This window comes from Pseudarthrobacter sp. NBSH8, from assembly GCF_014217545.1.
Lineage (GTDB): Bacteria > Actinomycetota > Actinomycetes > Actinomycetales > Micrococcaceae > Arthrobacter.
This window is the reverse complement of the sequence record NZ_CP043178.1, coordinates 687,533-707,839: the sequence shown is the minus strand read 5'-3', so window position 1 is coordinate 707,839 and position 20,307 is coordinate 687,533. Positions and strand designations below refer to the sequence as shown.

22 protein-coding genes and 1 tRNA gene are annotated in these 20,307 nt (G+C 65.1%); 9 read left to right on the top strand and 14 right to left on the bottom strand.

Features of this window, described 5'->3' with window-relative positions; translation table 11 throughout:
• Positions 1-5: 5 nt before the first annotated feature.
• The 8 genes from FYJ92_RS03320 to FYJ92_RS03285 all read right to left on the bottom strand — a co-directional run bounded on the left by FYJ92_RS03320 (position 6) and on the right by FYJ92_RS03285 (position 7,697).
• Positions 6-362, bottom strand: coding sequence for a barstar family protein (locus tag FYJ92_RS03320; protein ID WP_185262592.1), 357 nt, complete (start codon positions 360-362; stop codon positions 6-8).
• Positions 363-370: 8 nt separating this feature from the next.
• Positions 371-856, bottom strand: coding sequence for a ribonuclease domain-containing protein (locus tag FYJ92_RS03315; protein WP_185262591.1), 486 nt, complete (start codon positions 854-856; stop codon positions 371-373).
• A gap of 18 nt (positions 857-874) precedes the next feature.
• Entirely contained in the window at positions 875-2,986 is a 2,112-nt protein-coding gene (glgX, locus tag FYJ92_RS03310; protein WP_185262590.1) for a glycogen debranching protein GlgX, read from the bottom strand.
• Between the two features lie 178 nt (positions 2,987-3,164).
• A complete protein-coding gene (gene rlmB / locus FYJ92_RS03305) occupies positions 3,165-4,154 on the bottom strand; it encodes a 23S rRNA (guanosine(2251)-2'-O)-methyltransferase RlmB (RefSeq protein ID WP_185262589.1) in 990 nt (329 codons plus the stop codon).
• A 68-nt stretch (positions 4,155-4,222) separates the two neighbouring features.
• Complete coding sequence (gene cysS, locus FYJ92_RS03300) at positions 4,223-5,689, bottom strand: cysteine--tRNA ligase (protein ID WP_185262588.1); 1,467 nt, start codon at positions 5,687-5,689, stop codon at positions 4,223-4,225.
• A gap of 72 nt (positions 5,690-5,761) precedes the next feature.
• Positions 5,762-6,244, bottom strand: coding sequence for a 2-C-methyl-D-erythritol 2,4-cyclodiphosphate synthase (gene ispF / locus FYJ92_RS03295; protein WP_185263649.1), 483 nt, complete (start codon positions 6,242-6,244; stop codon positions 5,762-5,764).
• A 17-nt stretch (positions 6,245-6,261) separates the two neighbouring features.
• Entirely contained in the window at positions 6,262-7,068 is an 807-nt protein-coding gene (ispD, locus tag FYJ92_RS03290; RefSeq protein WP_185262587.1) for a 2-C-methyl-D-erythritol 4-phosphate cytidylyltransferase, read from the bottom strand.
• A gap of 146 nt (positions 7,069-7,214) precedes the next feature.
• Positions 7,215-7,697: a CarD family transcriptional regulator gene (locus tag FYJ92_RS03285; RefSeq protein WP_026266570.1), complete on the bottom strand. Its 483-nt coding sequence runs from the start codon at positions 7,695-7,697 to the stop codon at positions 7,215-7,217.
• A 270-nt stretch (positions 7,698-7,967) separates the two neighbouring features.
• Between FYJ92_RS03285 and FYJ92_RS03280 the strand changes: the two genes are divergently transcribed.
• The gene (locus tag FYJ92_RS03280) at positions 7,968-8,513 is read left to right on the top strand and encodes a hypothetical protein (protein WP_185263648.1); all 546 of its coding nucleotides are present in this window, start codon (positions 7,968-7,970) and stop codon (positions 8,511-8,513) included.
• A 90-nt stretch (positions 8,514-8,603) separates the two neighbouring features.
• On the opposite strand, the gene FYJ92_RS03275 is transcribed toward FYJ92_RS03280, so the two are convergent.
• Both FYJ92_RS03275 and FYJ92_RS03270 read right to left on the bottom strand, forming a co-directional pair.
• Positions 8,604-9,284 carry a response regulator transcription factor gene (locus FYJ92_RS03275; RefSeq protein WP_185262586.1) on the bottom strand — a complete coding sequence of 227 codons (681 nt, stop codon included), beginning with the start codon at positions 9,282-9,284 and terminating at the stop codon, positions 8,604-8,606.
• Positions 9,281-10,489: a cell wall metabolism sensor histidine kinase WalK gene (locus FYJ92_RS03270; protein WP_227007691.1), complete on the bottom strand. Its 1,209-nt coding sequence runs from the start codon at positions 10,487-10,489 to the stop codon at positions 9,281-9,283. Before FYJ92_RS03270 ends, FYJ92_RS03275 begins: the two co-directional genes overlap by 4 nt.
• 202 nt (positions 10,490-10,691) lie before the next feature.
• Between FYJ92_RS03270 and phoU the strand changes: the two genes are divergently transcribed.
• Positions 10,692-11,345 (top strand): phosphate signaling complex protein PhoU, encoded by a 654-nt coding sequence (phoU, locus tag FYJ92_RS03265; protein ID WP_185262584.1) that lies wholly within the window; start codon positions 10,692-10,694, stop codon positions 11,343-11,345.
• 75 nt (positions 11,346-11,420) lie between these two features.
• Here the strand turns inward: phoU and FYJ92_RS03260 are convergent, their stop codons facing one another.
• Positions 11,421-12,167 carry a phosphoglyceromutase gene (locus tag FYJ92_RS03260; protein ID WP_185262583.1) on the bottom strand — a complete coding sequence of 249 codons (747 nt, stop codon included), beginning with the start codon at positions 12,165-12,167 and terminating at the stop codon, positions 11,421-11,423.
• 130 nt (positions 12,168-12,297) lie between these two features.
• Between FYJ92_RS03260 and FYJ92_RS03255 the strand changes: the two genes are divergently transcribed.
• On the top strand, positions 12,298-13,158 hold the full coding sequence (locus FYJ92_RS03255) for a class I SAM-dependent methyltransferase (RefSeq protein ID WP_255482280.1): 861 nt from the start codon (positions 12,298-12,300) through the stop codon (positions 13,156-13,158).
• Between the two features lie 70 nt (positions 13,159-13,228).
• Here FYJ92_RS03255 and FYJ92_RS03250 read toward each other — a convergent pair whose 3' ends face one another.
• Positions 13,229-13,579, bottom strand: coding sequence for a DUF2516 family protein (locus tag FYJ92_RS03250; RefSeq protein ID WP_185262582.1), 351 nt, complete (start codon positions 13,577-13,579; stop codon positions 13,229-13,231).
• Between the two features lie 9 nt (positions 13,580-13,588).
• Positions 13,589-14,779, bottom strand: a complete 1,191-nt coding sequence (locus FYJ92_RS03245; RefSeq protein ID WP_185262581.1) for a PLP-dependent aspartate aminotransferase family protein — start codon at positions 14,777-14,779, stop codon at positions 13,589-13,591.
• A gap of 53 nt (positions 14,780-14,832) precedes the next feature.
• Here FYJ92_RS03245 and tmk point away from each other — a divergent pair, with 53 nt between their 5' ends.
• The 4 genes from tmk to FYJ92_RS03225 all read left to right on the top strand — a co-directional run bounded on the left by tmk (position 14,833) and on the right by FYJ92_RS03225 (position 18,382).
• The gene (tmk, locus tag FYJ92_RS03240; protein ID WP_185262580.1) at positions 14,833-15,489 is read left to right on the top strand and encodes a dTMP kinase; all 657 of its coding nucleotides are present in this window, start codon (positions 14,833-14,835) and stop codon (positions 15,487-15,489) included.
• Entirely contained in the window at positions 15,486-16,628 is a 1,143-nt protein-coding gene (locus FYJ92_RS03235; protein WP_185262579.1) for a DNA polymerase III subunit delta', read from the top strand. Before tmk ends, FYJ92_RS03235 begins: the two co-directional genes overlap by 4 nt.
• A 21-nt stretch (positions 16,629-16,649) precedes the next feature.
• A complete protein-coding gene (locus FYJ92_RS03230; protein ID WP_185262578.1) occupies positions 16,650-18,215 on the top strand; it encodes an alpha/beta hydrolase in 1,566 nt (521 codons plus the stop codon).
• A gap of 94 nt (positions 18,216-18,309) precedes the next feature.
• Positions 18,310-18,382: transfer RNA gene (locus FYJ92_RS03225), tRNA-Thr, on the top strand.
• A 149-nt stretch (positions 18,383-18,531) separates the two neighbouring features.
• Here the strand turns inward: FYJ92_RS03225 and FYJ92_RS03220 are convergent.
• On the bottom strand, positions 18,532-18,798 hold the full coding sequence (locus FYJ92_RS03220; protein ID WP_185262577.1) for a hypothetical protein: 267 nt from the start codon (positions 18,796-18,798) through the stop codon (positions 18,532-18,534).
• Positions 18,799-19,086: 288 nt separating this feature from the next.
• Between FYJ92_RS03220 and FYJ92_RS03215 the strand changes: the two genes are divergently transcribed.
• Together FYJ92_RS03215 and FYJ92_RS03210 are read left to right on the top strand one after the other, a co-directional pair.
• Entirely contained in the window at positions 19,087-20,082 is a 996-nt protein-coding gene (locus FYJ92_RS03215; RefSeq protein WP_185262576.1) for a hypothetical protein, read from the top strand.
• A 39-nt stretch (positions 20,083-20,121) separates the two neighbouring features.
• Positions 20,122-20,307 carry a hypothetical protein gene (locus tag FYJ92_RS03210; protein WP_185262575.1) on the top strand — a complete coding sequence of 62 codons (186 nt, stop codon included), beginning with the start codon at positions 20,122-20,124 and terminating at the stop codon, positions 20,305-20,307.

The window sequence follows — 20,307 nt, the reverse complement described above, 5'->3', positions numbered from 1 at the left end:
CACATCTAGAGGAGCACGGCCGTGACCGCCAGGTCACGGCCAGCGTAGCTCTCGGCATCCTGGAGGACCTCGCAGATGATCCCGAAGGACCGGTTACTGCGGAACGCTGCGGCCACCTGCCAGATGATCGTCACCGGGGCGCCCCCGTCCTCGCCAATGCTGTCCGCAAAATCGTGCAGGGAATCGTTCAGGGCGTCCATGTTCACGCCGTAGTGCTCAGGGAAGGCGAGCACTTCGCCGAACGTTTCCAGGACAGCCCGCTTGCTATCGGCCGCGGGGACCATCAGGCTGCGGCGGCCGGCGACGGCGACCTGTTCCCGGAGTTCTTCGATAGTCCAGGTATCGGCGGAGTAAATTTTCATGAGGGTGTTCAGCTGCCTTCTGCGATGAATTTGAACGAGTCGTAGTGGTCCTGGGTGTAGTACTTCTCGCCCCCGGAGCCCGTGACGATGCGGCGGGCTCCCCTGTCCGATTCACCCGGTGTGGGCACCGTGTACTCACGGTAATAGCCGGAGTCTTGCCGTGGAAGAAGACGCTCGAAGTTGCCGAACGTCTTGTTGTCCTGGCTGTAGCGGTAGGGGCCGCCGGCACGGATCGCAGCGAGGGTCGTCCGGGCTTCGGCCGGCAGCTGGGATTCCTTGACCGCGGGCAGGCCGGATGGGTTGGCGGGTATTACCGCCGGGGCTGGAGCCTCTACGGAACCGGGCACGAGAGGGCCTGGACCGGGGGCCGCGCTGGAACTGGCCGCCGGCGGCGTACCTCCCGTCAGTGCATCGAGGAGCCCGCTGCCGCCAAAAGCGATCACCGCTATGGCCAACAGTCCGGTCAGCAGCAGGGCAAAGGAGCGGTTGCGCAATCTTGGTCCCCTCCGCAGTTACGTGCGGTAGATGTTGATCGAGTTTGCTTCGATGCTGTCCGTCTCGCCGGACGTCACGCGGACGCCCTGGCGAAGCTCGTGCAGTGGCGAGGTGGTCAGCCGGAGTTCAAAGATCCTGCGGGGCGTTCCGTCGTCGTTCTTAAGTTCCGGAAGGGTGATCTTCACATCGGAGGTGCTGCCGTTGACCACCACGAGGCCTGCCAGCGTGCCGTCGTCCGAGCCAAGCAGGAGCTGCATGACACGGTGCCGGGGATCATTCCATTGATCCATGGACATGGGCTGCCCGGAGTGGTCAAACCAGTAGAGATAGGACTGCTCATCCCGAGCGGGAAAATCATAGGGTTGGCTTGCCAGGAACTCCTTGCGCAGCCGGACATAGCGTTTGGTGCTGCGGAGCATCTCCGCGGATTCCGGGGTCCGCGTCCAGTCGAGCCAGGCCAAGGGGTTGTCCTGGCAGTAGGCATTGTTGTTGCCCTGCTGCGTGCGCGCGAGTTCGTCACCTGCGGTGATCATCGGCACGCCGAGGGAGATCATCAGGGAGGCCATCAGGTTCCGCCGGGACTGCGCCCGCTTCGCCACGATGCCCTCGTCCTCGCTCCGGCCTTCGGCGCCGTGGTTGTAGCTGCGGTTATCCCCGTGACCGTCCCGGTTCTGCTCGCCGTTGGCCTCGTTGTGTTTGCGGTCGTATGACACAAGGTCGTTGAGCGTGAAGCCGTCGTGTGCCATGATGAGGTTAACCGACGCCAGCCTGGAACGGCCCGACGCCTCAAACAGCCCGGCCGATCCCGACAGGGCATCAGCCAGCCGCGCCACGGAGCCGCCATGGCCGCCGGCGTCGATGGCCGCACGGTCGGCCAGCCAGAAGGAGCGGACGCCGTCCCGGAAGTGATCGTTCCAGTCAACCCAGCCGCCGGGGAATCGTCCTGTCTGCCAGCCACCGTAGCCGACGTCCCAGGGCTCGGCGATCAGTTTCACGTCGGACAGCACAGGATCGGCGGCCACGGCCACCAGGAACGGGTGCCGGGGATCAAAGTCGTTGTCCGCGTTCCGGCAGAGCGTCACTGCCAGGTCGAAGCGGAAGCCGTCAATGTGGAATTCGTCCACCCAGTACCGGAGTGAATCCAGCACGAGCTGGACCACGCGGGGCTGGCCGAAATTCAACGTGTTGCCGCAGCCCGTGGTGTCGATGTACTTACCGTGGCCGTCCGTACGGTAGTACGTGTCCTCGCCGAGTCCGCGGAAGCTGATGGCCTGGCCGTCGGGGCCACCCTCTGCAGTGTGGTTGTAGACAACGTCGAGAATCACTTCAAGCCCGGCGGCGTGGAGCAGCTTGACCATGCCCTTGAACTCGTCCTGGACGGCGTGCGGTCCCGCATCCTGCGCAGCCTGCGTTGCATAAGCCGCGTGCGGTGCGAAAAACGCTGCCGTGTTGTAGCCCCAATAGTTGGTCAGGCCGAGGTTCTGCAGGTGCAGCTCATCGAGATGGAAGTGCACCGGGAGCAACTGGACAGCGGTGATACCCAGGCTCTTGAAATGCTCGATGATGGCCGGATGGGCCATGCCTGCGTACGTGCCGCGCAGTTCCTCCGGGACATCGGGGTGGAGCATGCTCTGGCCGCGGACGTGCGCCTCATAGATGATGGTGTTTCGCCACTGCGTCCGGGGCCGTTCGTCGTTGCCCCAGTCAAAATCGCCGGCAATCCGGACGCTCGTCAGGAATCCTTCCCCTTGGTCCACCGCCCGGCCGTAGGGATCGAGCAGGAGAGGCTGCCCGCCGTCGTCGTCCAGATCAATAACGGGGACTGCCAGCGGCAGCGTCTCGGCCTTGGCGGTGGCGCGGAACCCGTACAGCGCTCCGTACGGGAAATCCTCAACAATTCCGTGGTGCACGCCGTGGGTGACGTTGGGCAAGGCTTGGAGATGCCAATCACCACCGGCGGCCTTGTAAGCGATCTCAAGGTTCTCCACGGCCGGGGCGTACACGGCGACGTTGGCGCTCGACTGCATGGCGTAATCCGCGCCAGCTCCTGGGCGCGGGACGCTGACACCGAGCGGATATGCCGAAGAGGCATCCTTGGTGGAGGCGGTGTCGAATAGCGGCATGACCATCACCTCAATGGTAGCGGCCAGCGGCTGGTGAACTGCACTGCCGCTTTTATGACGACATCTCGCGAGGTCCCTGGCACGCCGCCGGGGGTTCCAACCCGAAAGCGAGACCCCTCACGCCGTGATGTGGCATGAGGGGTCTCGACAGGCTCGGCCACCGGAGCGGCAGCCGCGGCGAGGACTACTTGACGGCGCGCTGCCTGGAGATTTCGTACAGCGAGATGCCAACGGCCATGGATGCGTTGAGCGATTCCATGGCGGAGTTGATCGGGATGGAGACGATCTGGTCGCAGTTTTCGCGGACCAGGCGGCTCAGGCCCTTGCCCTCGGAACCGACCACAATGCACACGGGCTCCGTGGCCAGGGTGAGGGCAGGCAGCGAAACGTCGCCGTCGCCGTCGAGCCCCAGGACAAAGATGCCCATGTTCTTGAACTGCTTCAGGGCGCTGTTCAGGTTGCCGGCACGTGCCACTGGAACACGCACGGCCGCGCCCGCGCTGGTCTTCCAGGCCGATGCCGTGACGCCGACGGAGCGGCGTTCCGGGACGATGACGCCGTGGCCGCTGAAAGCCGACACGGAGCGGATGATGGCGCCGAGGTTGCGCGGGTCCGTGATGCCGTCGAGGGCAACAAACAGCGGCGCGTTGGATACGTGGCCCTTCTTCCAGCGGTCCACGGTTTCCTCGGCCAGGTCGTACGCGTCCTGGTACTCGTAGGGCGGGATCTGCAGGACCAGGCCCTGGTGCACGGCGTCTTCCGTCATGCGGTCCAGTTCGGTCTTGCCGGTCTCGAGCAGCGGGATGCCGCGTTCGGCCGCGATCTTCAGCGACTCCTTGACACGGTCATCCATTTCGATCCGGATGGCGATGTGCAGGGCCTTCGCGGGGATCCCGGCGCGGAGGGCTTCGACAACCGAGTTACGGCCGGTGACAACTTCCTCGGTGGCGCGGCCCTTGGGGCCCGAGCGAGAGGCGCCGGCGCTGCGCGCGCCCGTGCCGCGCTTGGCGGCCGAACGTTCGGACAGCTGCTTGCTCTTGTGCGCCTTGTGGTACGGGCGGTCCTCCGCCTTGGGCGTGGGGCCCTTGCCTTCCAGAGCCTTGCGGCCATGACCACCGGTTCCGATGGTTGGCCCCTTCTTTGCTTTGACCGACCGGCGACCGTTGTTGGCCATGATTTTCCACCCTTGATTGTTTGACTGAGTCTGCTTACCAGTCTACTGAATCAAGTAAAATCGCCGGTTCAGTTCCGTTGCAGGCTCCAGGTAGCGCCTTCCGGGCCATCTTCGACGACGACGCCGGCCGCCTTCAGCGTGTCCCGGATGGCGTCGGAGGCAGACCAGTCCTTGGCGGCCCGGGCCTGGGCCCGGGCAGCGAGTTGGGCTTCCACGAGGACGTCGAGGGCGGCCGATTCCCGGGCGTTACCGGCGGCGGGCATCGCAACAGCGTTAAGCCCCAAGGCAGTGGTCATGATCATAACCACGTTCATTGCATGCCGGCCCGCTTCGTCATCGCCTTCTGCGAGGGCGTTGTTGCCGGCGCGCACCGTTTCGTGCAAGGCGGCCAACGCGCGCGGGACGTTCAGGTCGTCATCCATCGCCGCCTCGAAGGTGCGGAGAGCCTCCGTGGACGGGCCGAAGGTACCCGCCACATAGCCAAAGTCTGTACCGAAGCGGGCTACGGCCTTCGCCTGGAATCCGTCAATGCGTTCGACGGCGGCAGCGGCCTCTTCCAGCGACGTGGGGCGGTAGTCCAGCACTGAGCGGTAGTGGGCCTGCCCGAGGTAATAGCGGACCACCCGCGGTGACGCGAGGTCCAGCATCTCCGAAGGGCTGATGGTGTTGCCGATGGACTTGGACATCTTTTCGCCCTGGTAGGTGACCATGCCGTTGTGCATCCAGAAGTTGGCGAACCCGTGCCCGGCGGCCTGGGACTGTGCCATCTCGTTTTCGTGATGCGGGAACCGCAGGTCCAGTCCGCCGCCGTGGATATCAAACTCGGTGCCGAGGTACTTTGTGACCATGGCGGAGCATTCCAGGTGCCATCCCGGGCGGCCGGCGCCCCAGGGCGAGGCCCAGCTCGCCGTCGTCGGCTCTCCTTCTTTGGAGCCCTTCCACAGCGCAAAGTCGCGGGGGTCCTTTTTGCCCCGGGGATCCGCGTCGGGGGCACCCTGCATGTCGTCAATGTTCTGCCGCGTCAATGACCCGTACTTGTCCCAGGAGCGCACGTCGAAATAAACATCCCCGGAGTCGTCCAGCGCCGGGTAGGCGTGGCCCCGGTCGATCAGCTGCTGGATCAGCCCCTGCATTTCGGGGATATGCCCGGTTGCGCGGGGCTCGTAGGTGGGCCGGGCAACACCGAGCGTGTCGTAGGCCTGCAGGAACGCCTGCTCGTAGCGGTAGGCCAGTGCCCACCATTCCTCCTCGCGGACGTTGTCCGGGCCGGCTTCGAAGTCCGGGGCGAACGACTCTGCAGACTTGGTCAGGATCTTGTCATCGATGTCCGTGACGTTGCGGACCACGGTGACCCGCAGCCCCCGGTACTCGAGCCAGCGTGTGAGCTGGTCAAAGGCGATCGCCGAGCGGATGTGGCCCACGTGCGGCATGCCCTGCACGGTGGCTCCGCAGTAGTACAGGCTCGCTTTTCCCGGGACGAGGGGAACGAAGTCACGGACTTCGGCGGCAGCGGTGTCATGGAAGCGGAGAGTCACCGCTCCAGATTAGCGGAAAAGGCCTGCGCGCCGGCCCCCACGCCCTATCCGGACTGAACAGCCCGGGGTGAATCAGCGCGGATAGACCAAAGCGGTGGCGACGGCGGAGATGCCCTCGCCCCTGCCGGTGAAACCCAGTCCGTCGCTGGTGGTGGCCGTGACACTGATCGGAGCCCCCGCCGCCTCGCTCAGCACGCGTTGGGACTCTTCCCGCCGTGGGCCGAATTTGGGCCGGGTGGCCACGAACTGCACAGCCACGTTGCCGATCTCAAATCCCGCAGCACGGACAATCCTGGCCGCCTCTCCCAGCAGCGTGACGCCGGAGGCGCCGGCGAACTCCGGGCGGTCGGTGCCGAAGTGTGTACCGAGGTCCCCGACGCCGGCGGCCGAGAACAGGGCGTCGGCGGCGGCATGAGCCACCGGGTCTCCGTCCGAATGCCCGGCGAGGCCACGCTCGCCTTCCCAGAACAGCCCGCCCAGCCAGAGCGGACGGGGAAGGTCATCGGACGCGTAGGCGTGGACATCAAGGCCTATTCCGGTGCGGGGCAGGATCATTCGGATTTCACTCACGATTAGCCTTCCACCCAGCGGATGCCCAGCGGACCTTCCAGCAGGCCCTCGGCAATAATCAGGTCCAGCGGCGTGGTGATTTTCAATGACTGCGTGGAGCCATGCACCGCGTGCACCGGAACGCCCAGCAGTTCCACCAGCATCGCGTCGTCGGTGACCGCGGCAGCTTGTTTCTCATCGAAGCCCGACGCCGCCTGATGGGCCTGGATCAGCGTGGACAGGCGGAACCCTTGGGGTGTCTGGACCGACCGGAGCTCTTCCCTCGGGGCGGTACCCGTCACGAGTTCCGGGGCGATGCTGGCGTCGTCACCCATGGTGGGGGTAACCATCTTCACCGTATCCACCACCGGTACCGTCGGAATCACCGCAACGGCGCCGGCAGCCAGGGAATCAACCACCCGGTGGAAGACGTACTCGGGCGTCAGCGCCCTGGCGGCGTCGTGGACCAGCACGGCTTCGGTGCCGTCCAGCAAGGCGGCCAACGCTGACCGGACGGACGCGGCACGGGTGGCGCCGCCGTCGACCGTCGTCAATACAGGAAGCGCGCTGTCCGGGTTTGCGTCGTGCGCTGCCCGGAGTTCCTCGGCGAAGTCCTCGCACACTTCCTGCAGGACGGTATCGCCGGGCGGAAGGGCCACACAGATCTGGCGTGCAACGCCGGCGGCGGCGGCGCCCCGGAGGGCATGGGTGAGGATGGTGTCACTCCCCAGGGGCACACGCGCCTTGGGCATGCCGTAACCCAGCCGTTCGCCGGTACCGGCAGCCACTATGACGACGGCGGTGACGGGGCGCGGAAGTCCGTTGTTCATGATGTCCAGCCTACGTGCCCGCCTGCCCGGCCTGCCGAATCCCCGACCGCGCGACGCGCCTGGTGCAGCGGACGTGGTCCGATCGTGGTCCGAAAAAGGGCAAAAAGAAGCCCCGGAGGCACTTGCGTGCCCCCGGGGTTCAATTCTTAGGAAGCCAGGACCTCGTCGAGAACGCTTGCAGCCTTCTCTTCATCAGTCTTTTCAGCCAATGCAAGTTCTGAAATCAGAATCTGCCGGGCCTTGGCCAGCATGCGCTTCTCACCTGCGGAAAGGCCCCGATCGTGATCACGGCGCCAAAGGTCGCGAACAACCTCCGCTACCTTGATGACGTCACCGGAAGCAAGCTTCTCCAGATTTGCCTTGTATCTGCGCGACCAGTTGGTGGGTTCTTCAGTGAACTCGGCCCGCAGCACATCGAATACGTGCTCCAGACCTTCCTTGCCCACTACGTCACGAACCCCTACAAGGTCAACGTTCTCTGCTGGAACTTCAATGGTCAGATCACCCTGAGCCACCTTGAGCTTGAGATACATTTTCTCTTCGCCCTTGACAGTGCGCATCTTGATTTCTTCAATTTTTGCAGCACCGTGGTGAGGGTAAACTACTGTCTCGCCGACCTCAAATACCATGTGGACATTCCCCTTTCCCGCAGACCAGTTTATCACGATTCAGGCATATGACTGGCCTCGAACCGGCCCCGGAACCCCGGAAATACGCGGAAAATGGGCAGAATAGACCCCCTTGGACCCCTTGACGGATGCAGATAATAGTGCATGTGAGGCCCGCTGCCAAGGGCAATGTGACCGCACGGAATCCTCGTTTGGCCGGGTTTGCCGTTAGGCTATGGCTGAATAATGTTTCAAGACTCTCGAGGAGTACGTGACGTGCGTTTCACTGCGATGAACCGGGCCCAGGGCGGCAAACTGGCACTGGCGGCAGGATCCTTGGCCCTCGTCCTGGCGACGATGACCGGCTGTGGCTACATCAACCCCCAGCAGACTTCTCACCAGTACTCGGCGTCGGACGGTATCCGCGCCGACCTGGGTCCGCTGCAACTGCGCAACATGCTGATTGTCTCCGCCGGCGAAGACAAGCCCGGCCGCCTGCTCGGCGCCGTCTACAACTCCTCATCTCAGGACGTCAAGCTCACGGTCAACGGTGCCGAGGGGTCGCAGACGCAGGTGCCGGTGAAAGCCAACTCCTACACGCTGCTCAACGACTCCACAGATGAGGCAATCCTCAGCACCAGCGGCGGTATCGCCGGTTCGCTGGTGGACGTCAAGGTCACCGAGGACGGCACCAACGTGAGCAAGACTGTGAAGATCCCTGTCCTGGATGGTTCCCTCGCAGAGTACAAGGAATACCTGCCGGCCGGGAGCGAACCGACCGGTTCCGCCACACCCAGCCCATCGCCGTCGGGCACCAGCACAGCAGCGGCCCACTAAGCAGCAGCAAAGCACAAAAGGAGGGGCTCCCCGTGGGGAGCCCCTCCTTTTGTGCACTTGAAGCTTCGTATGCCATACCGGCGGGGAGGCCTACGGCTCGAACTTGTAGCCCAGGCCGCGGACGGTCACCAGGTAGCGGGGCACGGACGGGTCGGGCTCGATCTTGCCGCGCAGACGCTTGACGTGCACATCAAGGGTCTTGGTATCCCCCACATAGTCCGAACCCCAGACCCGGTCGATCAGCTGGCCGCGGGTCAGCACTCGGCCAGAGTTGCGCAGCAGCATTTCGAGCAGCTCGAATTCCTTCAGGGGCAGCAGGACCTGCTGACCCTCCACGCTGACCACATGCCGTTCGATGTCCATCCGGACAGGTCCGGCCTGGACTGTGGCCGAGATGAGCTCCTCAGGTTCACCCTGCCGGCGGAGCACGGCCCGCACGCGGGCCACAAGCTCGCGGGAGGAATAGGGCTTGGTGACGTAGTCGTCGGCACCCAGCTCCAGGCCAACCACCTTGTCTATCTCGGAGTCCTTGGCCGTCAGCATGATGACCGGAACACTGGAGCGCTGCCGCAGCTGGCGGCAGACCTCAGTGCCTGACAGGCCGGGGAGCTGCAGATCCAGCAGCACCAGATCAGCCCCATTCCGGTCGAATTCGGTGATGGCGTCCAAGCCGTTATCTACAACCTCAACCTCGAACCCCTCCTTGCCCAACAAATAGGACAACGGATCACTGAAAGATTCTTCGTCTTCAACAATCAAAATCCTGCTCAAGAGCTGGCTCCTTGCTCATGTACGCCGCGTTCTTTAACACGCTCGGGTACGACTCGTTGTTTGGCACCTGCAGTATCCGGTTCGTCCCGGCTTTCCATCTCAGGCAGCCGCAGGGTGAACGTGGACCCCTGGCCGGGCCGGGACCACAAGGTCACTTCACCGCCGTGGTTGGAGGCCACGTGCTTGACAATGCTCAGGCCCAGGCCTGTTCCGCCCGTGTGGCGCGAACGCGCCGCATCCACCCGGTAGAAGCGCTCAAACACGCGCTCCTGGTCCTCCGGGGCCAGGCCCTCACCCTGGTCCGTGACGGAAACGGCAATCAGCCCCTCCTTGGACCGGACGCCCACGCCCACCCTGGTGTTTTCCGGGGAGTAGCGGATGGCGTTGTCGATCAGGTTACGCAGTGCGGTCACCAGCAGGTCCCGGTCGCCGAAGACAGTTGCTTCAACCCGGTCACCCACCACGATCCGGATGTTCTTGCTTTCGGCGGGGAGCTGGGAGCGGTCCACTGCTTCGGTGATGACCGTGTTGATGTCCACTGCCTTGCCCTCCTGGGAGACGCTGGCACCCTGGAGGCGGGAAAGTTCGATGATGTCCTGGACCAGAGCAGCCAGCCGGCCCGATTCCTTGTGCATCCGCTTGGCGAAACGGCGAACCGCTTCTTCGTCGTCGGCTGAGGACTCCAGCGCCTCGGCCAGCAGGGAAATTGCGCCCACCGGGGTCTTCAGCTCGTGGGACACGTTGGCCACAAAGTCGTTGCGGATCTCTTCGGTGCGGGTGATTTCGGTGCGGTCGTCGGCCAGCAGGACGATATATTCCTCGCCGAGCATGGCTGCCCGGACCTGCACGACGATGGTTCCCTGGCCCAGCGGGCCACGCGGCAGTTCCAGCTTTTTCTCCAGAATCACGCCGTCGCGGCGCACTCCGGCAGTCATGTCCAGCAGCTCCTTGTGGACCACCGTGTGGCCGCGTACCAGGCCGTACGCGTAGGCTGCGGGGCTGGCCCGCACCACACCGTCCACGGCGTCCACCACTACAAAAGCCCGTCCGACCACGGCCAGCACCTCCGCGGCGCCGGCAGGCAAGGCAGGTTCGTCCATGTCGACGTCGACAAGCTTGCGCTGCTTTTCACTGAGCCTGAAGGCAAGCACGCCAAAAGTGCCGAGTGACAGGCCGACCAGGCCGGCGATGACACCGATGAGCATAGGATCCACAGCTCCAGCTTAGGCCGTGGTTCATGGCCGGACGGTTCGTCTTGGGCCGAAGGGGAGACGGTTCAACTAACGTTCATCTACAAGCGACTAAACGTTTACCGGACGCTGACAGAGTTATACGTTGGAGTGCCGAATGGCGACAAGAGTTCCGTCTGCCACCTGAGGGGCGGAGTTCCAAAGAAAGGACGCCCACGTGCGTAAGGTTTTTCAGGAAGAGCTGACCCAGGTGGGTGAGCAGCTGGTGGAGATTTCGAAGCTGGTCAGCGAGGCAATGGGGAAGGCCGCTACGTCCTTCCAGGTTGCCGACGTTGATCTGGCGGAGGACGTCATTGCCGCGGACGCCCGTATCGACTTTTTGCAGACCAGTCTCGATGAGCGTGCCATCGATATCCTTGCCCTGCAGGGGCCGGTGGCCAGCGATCTGCGGATGATCGTGGGCTCCCTGCGCATGAGCGCTTCCCTGGAGCGGATGGGTGACCTGGCCCGCCACATCGCCCAGCTGGCCCGGCTGCGCTTCCCGTCGACTGTGATTCCCGCCTCCATGACGGACACGTTTAACAAAATGGCCGAGCAGGACCAACTGATCGCGGACAAGCTCATCGTGCTGCTGGAGTCCCGGGACCTCGAAGTAGCCCGCGACATCCTCAAGGCCAACAGCACCATCGACGACCTTCACCTGAGCGTCTTCAAGGCGATCGCCGCGCCGGACTGGGCCGAGTCCCCCGCCACCACGGTGGATGTGGCCCTTGCGAGCCGCTACTTCGAACGCTTCGCCGACCACGGCGTGTCGGTGGCCCGCAAGGTCACATACCTGGTCACCGGCGAATGGCAGCCGCAGGGCTTCTAGCCGCTCCGGAACCACATTCGACGGCGGGTCGGTCACCTGAGGTGACCGACCCGCCGTCGAACTTTAACTGTTGCTCTATTTCTTTCCCTGGTTGGCCACTGCCAGGATGGCTTCCGCAGCGGCGTCCGGGTCCAGGTAGGTGCCGCCCGGCTTGACCGGCTGGAAGTCCTCGTCCAGGTCGTAGACCAGCGGGATACCCGTGGGGATGTTCAGGCTGGCGATGGCGTCGTCGCTGATGCCGTCCAGGTGCTTGACCAGGGCGCGCAGCGAGTTGCCGTGGGCGGTGACCAGGACCGTTTTGCCGGCCTTGAGGTCTTCCTTGATATCTGATTCCCAGTAAGGAAGCAGGCGGACCAGTACATCCTTGAGGCACTCGGTGCGGGGCAGTGAGTCGCCGAGGTCCGCGTAACGGGGGTCCCGGGCCTGCGAAAACTCGGAGTCGTCGGCCAGGGGCGGCGGCGGGGTGTCGTAGGACCGGCGCCATTCCATGAACTGGTCCTCGCCGTATTCGGCCAGGGTCTGTGCCTTGTCCTTGCCCTGCAGGGCGCCGTAGTGGCGTTCGTTCAGGCGCCAGTCCCGCTTGACGGGGATCCAGCCGCGGTCGGCCTTGTCCAGGGAGATGTTGGCGGTGTTGATGGCCCGCTTCAGGAGCGAGGTGTAGAGGACATCCGGGAGAAGATCGTTCTCAACCAGGAGCTCGCCGCCGCGTGCTGCTTCCTCGCGGCCCTGGTCGTTCAGGTCAACGTCCACCCAGCCGGTGAACAGGTTCTTGGCGTTCCATTCGCTGTGGCCGTGGCGCAGCAGAATCAGCTTGTAAGTCATGATTTTTATCCTAATTGATCCGCCGAGACACCGCCGGGCGTTACGTTCTGCAACGCGGGGTCACTTACGGCCCATGGCGGAGCGTTGGATAGGCCGTAAGTGACCCCGCGTTGGAAGATACAGTGGGGCGGTGGTGCAAAAAGCTGAACGGGTGGCAAACGCCCAGATCTCGGGCAGGACCGCCGGCGGGCCGGCCAAACCCGCCAGGCCAGGCAAACCTGTTGGAAACGTCACCCGGGGCACCACCAATCCCAACAGGATGCGGCGGGTGGACCGCTGGCTCGCCGGCCCCCAGGCCTGGCGCCTGCGCGCCGCCGAAGACCCACTCGTGGTTGACCTGGGCTACGGCGCAACGCCGGCCACCGCCGTCGAACTCTTTGAACGCCTCCGCGCCGTCCGGCCGGACGTGCGGGTGTGTGGCATCGAAATCGAGCCGGAGCGCGTCCGGGTGGCCAAAAGGCTCGAAAGGCCCGGCCTGAGCTTCCAGGTGGGCGGTTTCGAGTTGCCGCTGCCCGGGCGCCCGGTGTTGGTCCGCGCGTTCAACGTCCTGCGGCAGTACGAAGAGGCTGACGTGGCGGGGATCTGGCGGCTGGTCCAGGGCCGGCTCGCCCCCGGCGGGCTCTTTATCGACGGGACCTGCGATGAGATCGGGCGGCGTGTGACGTGGGTTGCCCTCGACGCCAAGCGCCCGTTGTCCCTGAGCATGTCCGTGCGGTTCGGCAGCTTTGACCTGCCATCGGAAATTGCCGAGCGGCTGCCGAAGGTGCTGATCCACCGCAACGTTCCGGGTGAGCCTGTCCACCGGCTGATGCAAGCCATGGACCGCGCCTGGCTGGAGTCGGCGCCGCTCGCGTCATTCGGCAACAGGCAGCGCTGGCACGCCATGTGCAAGGCACTGCTCGACGGCGGGTGGCCGGTTCAAGACGGGCCGTCGCGGTGGCGCCTGGGCGAACTGACGGTGGCCTGGGATGCAGTGGCGCCGCTGGGTTAGTTGGCGGCCGGTGGGCCCACGCCGGCAGGGTTCCCTGAGCGAGCTTGCGAGCTGAGGGGGCCGGTGGGGCCTACCAGCCGCCGTAGGGCCCCGTGTTGCGGCTGCCGCCGCGGCCCGCGTCCTTGACCGCCGGCCGGACGTCGGCGAGGTACACCGCGGCTGAGACCACGGCCGCGAGCCCAAAGAGGCCGAGTGTGCCGAAGATTCCGCCGCCGCTGAAGAGCGAGATGGCGCCGATCATGGTGGCGCCGCCGGTCAGTGCCAGCCAGAAGGTCTTGGTTCGTTTGCCGGTCGCTTCAAAGGCGGCGGACTTGTGCCGGACGCAGTCCAGCAGAGCCCACGCTTCAAGTCCGAATGCCACCAGGGCAAGGATAAAAAACACTGCCAGCTCTACAGGCCGAATTATCAGTTCACCGTCCACCGTCCAAGCCTAGCGGTCCAGCGAGTCCAGTGCCTGCTTCAAATCGGCCCAGAGGTCCTCAATATTCTCAATGCCGACGCTCAGGCGCACCAGATTGTCCGGAACACTCAGCGGCTCAGCGGAGTGGCGGCGGCGCCGTTCGATCAGCGATTCCACCCCGCCCAGGGATGTCGCCGGGAGCCAGAGCTGCAGCGCGCGGACCAGTTTGTCCGCGGCATCCGCACCGCTCAGGCCGGCAACGGGCGCGATCTGCACGCACACAATCGAACCGAACCCCGTCATCTGGGTCTTGGCCCGTTCGTGGCCGGGATCCGCGGGCAGGCCCGGGAACCGGATGCTGTCGATGAGTGGGTGCACGCTGAGGCGTTCGGCCAGGACCGCGGCGGACGCCTGCGACCTTTCAACACGCAGGGCAAGCGTCCGCAGCCCGCGCAGTGCCAGCCATGCCTCGAACGGCCCGGCAATACCGCCGTGGATGATGCGGTGGTGCAACAGCGCTGCCCGGATGTCGGGGTTGGAGGTCACCAGTGCACCGAGGACGACGTCGGAGTGCCCGGCCAGGTATTTGGTCACCGAGTGAAGAACGACATCGGAACCCAGGCTTAGCGGCAGCTGGACCAGTGGCGTGGAGAACGTATTGTCTGTCACCACAATGGCGCCCACCCGATGGGCAGCCGCAGTAAGTTCCCGGATATCGGCGATGCCCAGCATGGGGTTGGTGGGGCTCTCAAGCCACAGCATCCCGGCTGCCTTGGCGTCCGGGCCCTGCGGGGCGAGCTGTGCTTTGACCGCGTCTGTGTCCGCGATATCCACAATCCGCAGTTCCAGGAAGCCCTTCTGCGCCAGCTCCGTGGCCATCACCAGCGAGCCCGCGTAGCTGTGCGACGGCATCACCAGGACACCTCCGGCGGGCAGCAGGGACAGCGCGGAACTGACGGCCGCAAGTCCGGATGCGTAAAGCAGGGCGGGCAGGTCGGACCCTTCAAGCTGGCCCAGGGCCTCCTCAAAGGGATCCCACGTGGGATTGGAGTAGCGGCCGTAGCCCCGGTCCCCGTCGCCCAGCTCTCCAGTGCCGAAGTATGTCGAGGACAGCACGATGGGCGGGTTGACGGGCTCGTCCCGCTCACGCGGCGGCCGGCCGGCGGCAACCACCATGGTTTCGGCCGACAGGGAGGCTGCGTACTGTTCCGAGAGACTCATGGAGAAAGCGTACTTGGACGTGCGGCGGCGTCCGAAGTCGGTAGTCTTGAGCAGTGACCACCAACAGCCCTGGACTTTTCATCGCCTTCGAGGGCGGCGACGGCGCCGGCAAGTCCACCCAGGCTGCCAGACTTGCCGAAACCCTGGAATCACGTGGACTGACGGTCCTGCGGACCCGCGAACCCGGCGGGACGCCCATTGGCGAAAAACTGCGTTCCCTGGTCCTGGACCACGGCCACGGCCACATAGACGCCCACACCGAAGCCCTCATCTTCGCCGCCTCCCGCGCAGCCCATTCCAGCCAGGTCATCCGCCCGGCGCTGGCACGCGGCGATGTTGTCCTGACGGACCGTTACATTGATTCGTCCGTGGCGTACCAGGGGGCCGGCCGGGATCTGGGTACCGATGCCGTGCGTACCCTCAACGAATGGGCGACGTCGGAGCTGCAGCCCGATCTCACGGTGTTGTTGGACGTGGATCCCGCTGACGGCCGCCGCCGCCGCACAGCCGGCGACGCCGCCGAAGACCGCCTTGAGTCAGAGGCCGATGAGTTCCATTCAACAATCCGCGGAGCGTTCCTCGAACTGGCCGCCGGCCGGCCGGCGACGTACCTGGTCCTTCCGGCGGACCTGCCTGTCGCCGAACTGGCCGCGCGCATCCTCACCCGGGTGGATGCCCTGCTCGCGTCTGCAGGCCGGGGCGCCGCGTGACTGTCTGGGACGACCTTCAGGGCCAGCCCGCCGTCGTCGAACAGCTCCGGCAGGCCTCGCGGGGAGAGGGACTGACCCATGCCTGGCTGTTCACGGGCCCGCCCGGCTCCGGGCGTTCCAACGCCGCGAAGGCCTTCGCGGCGGCCCTCAACTGCGACCAGGACGACGTCGCCAGGCGCGGCTGCGGCGAGTGTCCAGCCTGCCTGACCATCCTCGGCGAGACCCATTCGGACGTGACGTACGTCAGGACCGAGAAGGTCACCATCACCATCGATGAAGCCCGCGACCTGGTCTCCAAGGCCGGCAACCGGCCGTCTTCCGGGCGCTGGCGCATCATTGTGGTGGAAGACGCCGACCGCATGGCCGAGCGGACCACCAATGTGTTGCTGAAGGCCATCGAGGAACCCACTCCGCGGACCATCTGGATGCTGTGCGCACCGTCGCCCGCTGACGTCCTGGTGACCATCCGTTCGCGCTGCCGCGCTGTGGCCCTGCGCCTTCCCCCGGCCGCCGACGTCGCCGCTTTGCTGGTCAAGCGCGACGGGGTGGACCCGGTCCTCGCCGAACGCGCGGCCCGCGCGGCGCAAAGCCATGTGGGGATCGCCCGCCGGCTGGCGCGGGACCCTGAAGCGAGGGAACGCCGGCTGGAAACCGTGCGATTCCCGCTGGGTCTGCGCGGCGTGACCGCGGCGGTGATGATGGCGGACAAGCTGGTGAAGATCGCCACCGCGGAAGCCAGCAGTTCCAATGAAGAGCGCGACGCCGCCGAGAGGGCTGCGCTGCTGGCCACCCTGGGCGCCCCGGAGTCAGGGATGCTCCCGCCATCGCTGCGCAGCCAGGTCAGGCAGTTGGAAGACGACCAGAAACGGCGGGCCAAGCGATCCATCACGGACTCCCTGGACCGGACACTGACGGACCTCCTCTCGTTCTACCGGGATGTGCTGATCATCCAGTTCGGGAACGCCGTGGAGTTGGTGAACGTTGAGCTCAGGGGTGAGCTGGAGGAATTCGCTGCCCGGTCTGCCCCGGAGACCACCCTCGCCCGCATGGACGCGATCAACAAAGCCCGCCAACGAATTACCACCACTAACGTTGCTCCGCTATTGACCATTGAGTCGATGGCAGCCAGCCTGATCTAGCAACTACTAGGAGACCGCTCGATGACTGCACGCCCCCTGCCCCCACGCTCCCGATCCCTGGTGATTGGGCTGCGGGCTGCCGGCGCCCTGATCCTGGCCCTGACGCTGGCCTCGTGCAGCCTCCTGGGCAGGGATACCCCGGCCGCAGCCCCTGCTACGGCAAAGGCAGACCCGTCCATCGTGGCGTCCGCGCCCGCCGGATTGGATGCCTTCTATGCCCAGGAGGTCGTGTGGGAGCCTTGCGAAAACGGCTTCCAGTGCGCCAAGGTCACCGTGCCCATCGACTACGCGAAGCCGGATGGCGACACGATCCAGATAGCTGCGCTGCGTGCTCCCAGCACGGGCAAGAAGACAGGCAGCCTGCTGGTCAATCCTGGCGGTCCGGGCGGGTCCGGCTACGACTTCGTCAAGGATGCGGCAGGAACGCACTTCTCGCAGTCCGTCCGAGCCAGCTACGACCTGGTGGGATTCGACCCGCGCGGCGTCAAACGCTCCGCCCCGGTGACCTGCCTGACGGATGCCGAACGGGACGCGTCACGGACCAAGGTCTACGCCCTGGATACCGACGCCGGGCTGGCCGCCGCGTTGGCTGACAACAAGGCCATCGCCGAGCAGTGCGCCGAAAAGACTGGTCCTGTAATGGGCCACGTGGACACGGTCAGCGCGGCCAAGGACCTGGACGTCCTGCGGGCTGTGGTCAACGACGCGAAGCTCAATTACCTGGGGTACTCCTACGGCACCTTCCTTGGTTCCACTTACGCCTCGCTGTTCCCGGACAATGTGGGCCGGATGGTCCTCGATGGTGCCTTGGATCCTTCCATCAGCAACGAGGAGCTGACCAGCGGCCAGGCAGTGGCCTTCGAGAAGGCCATCAGGGCCTATGTGGCCAGCTGCCAGCAGGAATCCTCATGTCCGCTCACCGGGAATGTGGACAGCGGCGTCCAGCAGATCCGCGACATCATCAACGCCGTCCAGGCGACACCCAGGCTTGCCAAGGACGGCCGCCTGGTGAACGCCACGATGTTCGTCAGTGGCCTCATCACCCCGCTGTATAACGACCAGAGCTGGCCGGCCCTGACCCAGGCCCTGGAGGCCGCCACTACGGGCGATGTGAGCCTGATGCTCCGTCTGGCGGACCTCGGCGCTGACCGCGGCGCCGACGGGAAGTACACGTCCAACTCGACCTTCGCCTTTGGCGCCATCAACTGCCTGGACTACCCCATGGTGTCCGACACGGCCGGGATGCGCGCCGAACAACAACGGCTTATGCAGGCCTCCCCCACTCTGGGCTACTTCTTCGCCTACGGCGGCACCAACTGTTTGGACTGGCCGTACAAAAACCTGCGGACTCCTGCCCCGGTGGAATATGCCGGTGAAGCCCCGATCGTAGTTGTCGGAACCACCGGAGACCCTGCCACCCCCGTGGAATGGGCGGCGTCCCTGCGCAAGCAGTTGGGCAACGCCTCGCTCCTGACTTGGCAGGGAGAGGGCCACACTGCCTACGGCCGGGCCAACAGCTGCCTCGAAGATGCCGTGGACAAGTACCTAGTGGACGGAACGGTTCCCACCGACAACACGGTCTGCTGACGTTTTGGGACCCCATTTTGACCCGGGCGCAGGGACTCTATTACAGTTGACTCTTGCATGAACCGCCCGGTTACGCCGGGTGAATTTGTGCGGTGCTTCCTTAGCTCAGTCGGTAGAGCGTTTCACTCGTAATGAAAAGGTCATCAGTTCGATTCTGATAGGAAGCTCGGGATAAACCCCCTAGAAACCACGGTTTTTAGGGGGTTTTTCGCTGGTTAAATAGGGAAAGCCGCCTACCGCCCAGGCGTGCCCTCGTGGAAGACCTGCCGGGTGGAAATCGCACGTGAAGCCCAGCAGCTCGCCCGAACGCGCACTTTTAGGGCACCACAAGCCGCACCGGCGAAGCTTCAACAGGCCCGCCGCACTGGGCTGAGCCGCCCACCCGCTTCCAGTCCAGGTCGGCGTCCGTCTCGGCAATGACCTCGCCTGTGGCAGACAGCGCTTTTGCGGTCACATGGTCAGGGGTGCTCATATTGACTTGGAACCGCCAGGTATCGGCATCGATCCGTTCAGCGTAAAACGGGGCCATGGCCGGCTGAGCTTCCGGGGTAGGAGAAGCCTTGGCATCCAGCGGCGTTGTCACGACAATACGCGGCACTGCTGTCCCGGGCTCCGGTCGCAACTCCGAGCACGCGCCATCAGCACACAGCTGCACGGTGCCTACCCTCGAGACATCACCCGACAATTCAACCGTGACGGAGTTGACCCACCCGATGGCCGGACAGACGTTCGAGCAGCCCGCCACCGGAATGCAAACCGCCAACATCAGAACCGCCGGCCGAACAATGAGCCCCCACATTCTTCTCATGCGGCCAGTCTAGGCACTGAGGTCTCAATGCCGAGCCCAGCCGCTCCCCCTATGATGGCGTGCATGGATGACAAGGCGCTGGCGGCTATCGCGTTCGAACTCTACGCCCTGCCTTTCGAGGAATTTGTGGCTGCCCGGACGGCCGCAGCCAAAGCCTCCGCCGGTTCCGGGAAGGAGCTCCCGGCAGCCGTCAAGGCCTTACCGAAACCGTCAGCGGCGGCCTGGGCCGTCAACATGCTGGCCAGCCATGAGCCAGGAGTCCTCGCACAGCTCGCCGAGCTCGGCCAAAGGATGCGAGCGGCCCAGGCATCCCTCGACGCCGCCGCCCTGCGGGAACTGGCACGTGAGCGCCGCACCCTGCTGGGGATCGCCGTCGACACCGCCCGCGCCGTCGCCGAGCGCCAGGGGCGCACCATCAGCGCAACGATCGCGGCCGACGTCGAACGGACCCTGCAGGCGATGACGGCCGACGAAGGAGCCACCGCCGCCGTCCAAAGCGGACTGCTGGTCCAGACGCTGTCCGCCGACGGCGTGGACACCGTTGAACTCGACGGGGTCGTGGCTCTTCCGGCCGCAGTGCCGGCGCAGCGCACCACCCCGCCGTCCGCCACTCCCCCAGACAGTCCAAAGCAGCCACCGGCCGCAGCAGCAGGTCAGGAAGAACGCACGACGGCGGAACGCGGCGCCCGCAGGCCTGCGGACCAACCACGGCTCAAGGCCGTCCGGGAGACTCCGCGGGCAGCGTCCCCCTCCGCCTTGGAGAAAGCCAGCACTGCCTTGGGAGAGGCCCAGGCTGCCGAGGCGGAGTCAGCCCGGCTGGCCGCGGACCGGCAAAGGCAGCTTGCGGACACGGAGGCGGAAGTTTCGGACCTGACCCGCGAAACACGTGAGCTCCGAGACATGCTCAGAGCCGCGGAGGAGCAGCTCGATAGTGCCAGGAAGAGTCTGGGCACGGCGGCAGCCGAGGCCAAGCAGGCGGCGCGGGCAGCAGATAAGGCCAAGCGTTCAGCCATGCTCGCGCAGGAGCGGGTGCTCCGCCTTGGCAACACGCGGGACTGATGAACGGTTATTGTCAGACCCCGGTCGCAGACTGGATTTATGGAAAACCAACTTGCACAGGAATTTCACGTCACGTACTTCGACGCTGATTGCGGCCGGATCTTCAGTGAAGGCTTCGATTCCCTGAAGGAAGCCGAGCATTTCGCCAGCCGGAACTGCGGCAGCGAGGAATCCTGGGCTGTCATCGACGCTGTTGCCGTCGGAAAGGCCCGGATCGCCGCCTGA

What these genes read in the sequence shown, in the direction of transcription:
- ispF (WP_185263649.1), bottom strand. Translation starts at nt 6,244, where the DNA reads ATGATCCTGCCCCGCACCGGAATAGGCCTTGATGTCCACGCCTACGCG.
- rlmB (WP_185262589.1), bottom strand. Translation starts at nt 4,154, where the DNA reads ATGGCCAACAACGGTCGCCGGTCGGTCAAAGCAAAGAAGGGGCCAACC.
- FYJ92_RS03285 (WP_026266570.1), bottom strand. Translation starts at nt 7,697, where the DNA reads ATGGTATTTGAGGTCGGCGAGACAGTAGTTTACCCTCACCACGGTGCT.
- FYJ92_RS03215 (WP_185262576.1), top strand. Translation starts at nt 19,087, where the DNA reads ATGGATGACAAGGCGCTGGCGGCTATCGCGTTCGAACTCTACGCCCTG.
- FYJ92_RS03230 (WP_185262578.1), top strand. Translation starts at nt 16,650, where the DNA reads ATGACTGCACGCCCCCTGCCCCCACGCTCCCGATCCCTGGTGATTGGG.
- glgX (WP_185262590.1), bottom strand. Translation starts at nt 2,986, where the DNA reads ATGGTCATGCCGCTATTCGACACCGCCTCCACCAAGGATGCCTCTTCG.
- FYJ92_RS03320 (WP_185262592.1), bottom strand. Translation starts at nt 362, where the DNA reads ATGAAAATTTACTCCGCCGATACCTGGACTATCGAAGAACTCCGGGAA.
- FYJ92_RS03280 (WP_185263648.1), top strand. Translation starts at nt 7,968, where the DNA reads ATGAACCGGGCCCAGGGCGGCAAACTGGCACTGGCGGCAGGATCCTTG.
- FYJ92_RS03210 (WP_185262575.1), top strand. Translation starts at nt 20,122, where the DNA reads ATGGAAAACCAACTTGCACAGGAATTTCACGTCACGTACTTCGACGCT.
- ispD (WP_185262587.1), bottom strand. Translation starts at nt 7,068, where the DNA reads ATGAACAACGGACTTCCGCGCCCCGTCACCGCCGTCGTCATAGTGGCT.
- FYJ92_RS03270 (WP_227007691.1), bottom strand. Translation starts at nt 10,489, where the DNA reads ATGCTCATCGGTGTCATCGCCGGCCTGGTCGGCCTGTCACTCGGCACT.
- FYJ92_RS03245 (WP_185262581.1), bottom strand. Translation starts at nt 14,779, where the DNA reads ATGAGTCTCTCGGAACAGTACGCAGCCTCCCTGTCGGCCGAAACCATG.
- FYJ92_RS03260 (WP_185262583.1), bottom strand. Translation starts at nt 12,167, where the DNA reads ATGACTTACAAGCTGATTCTGCTGCGCCACGGCCACAGCGAATGGAAC.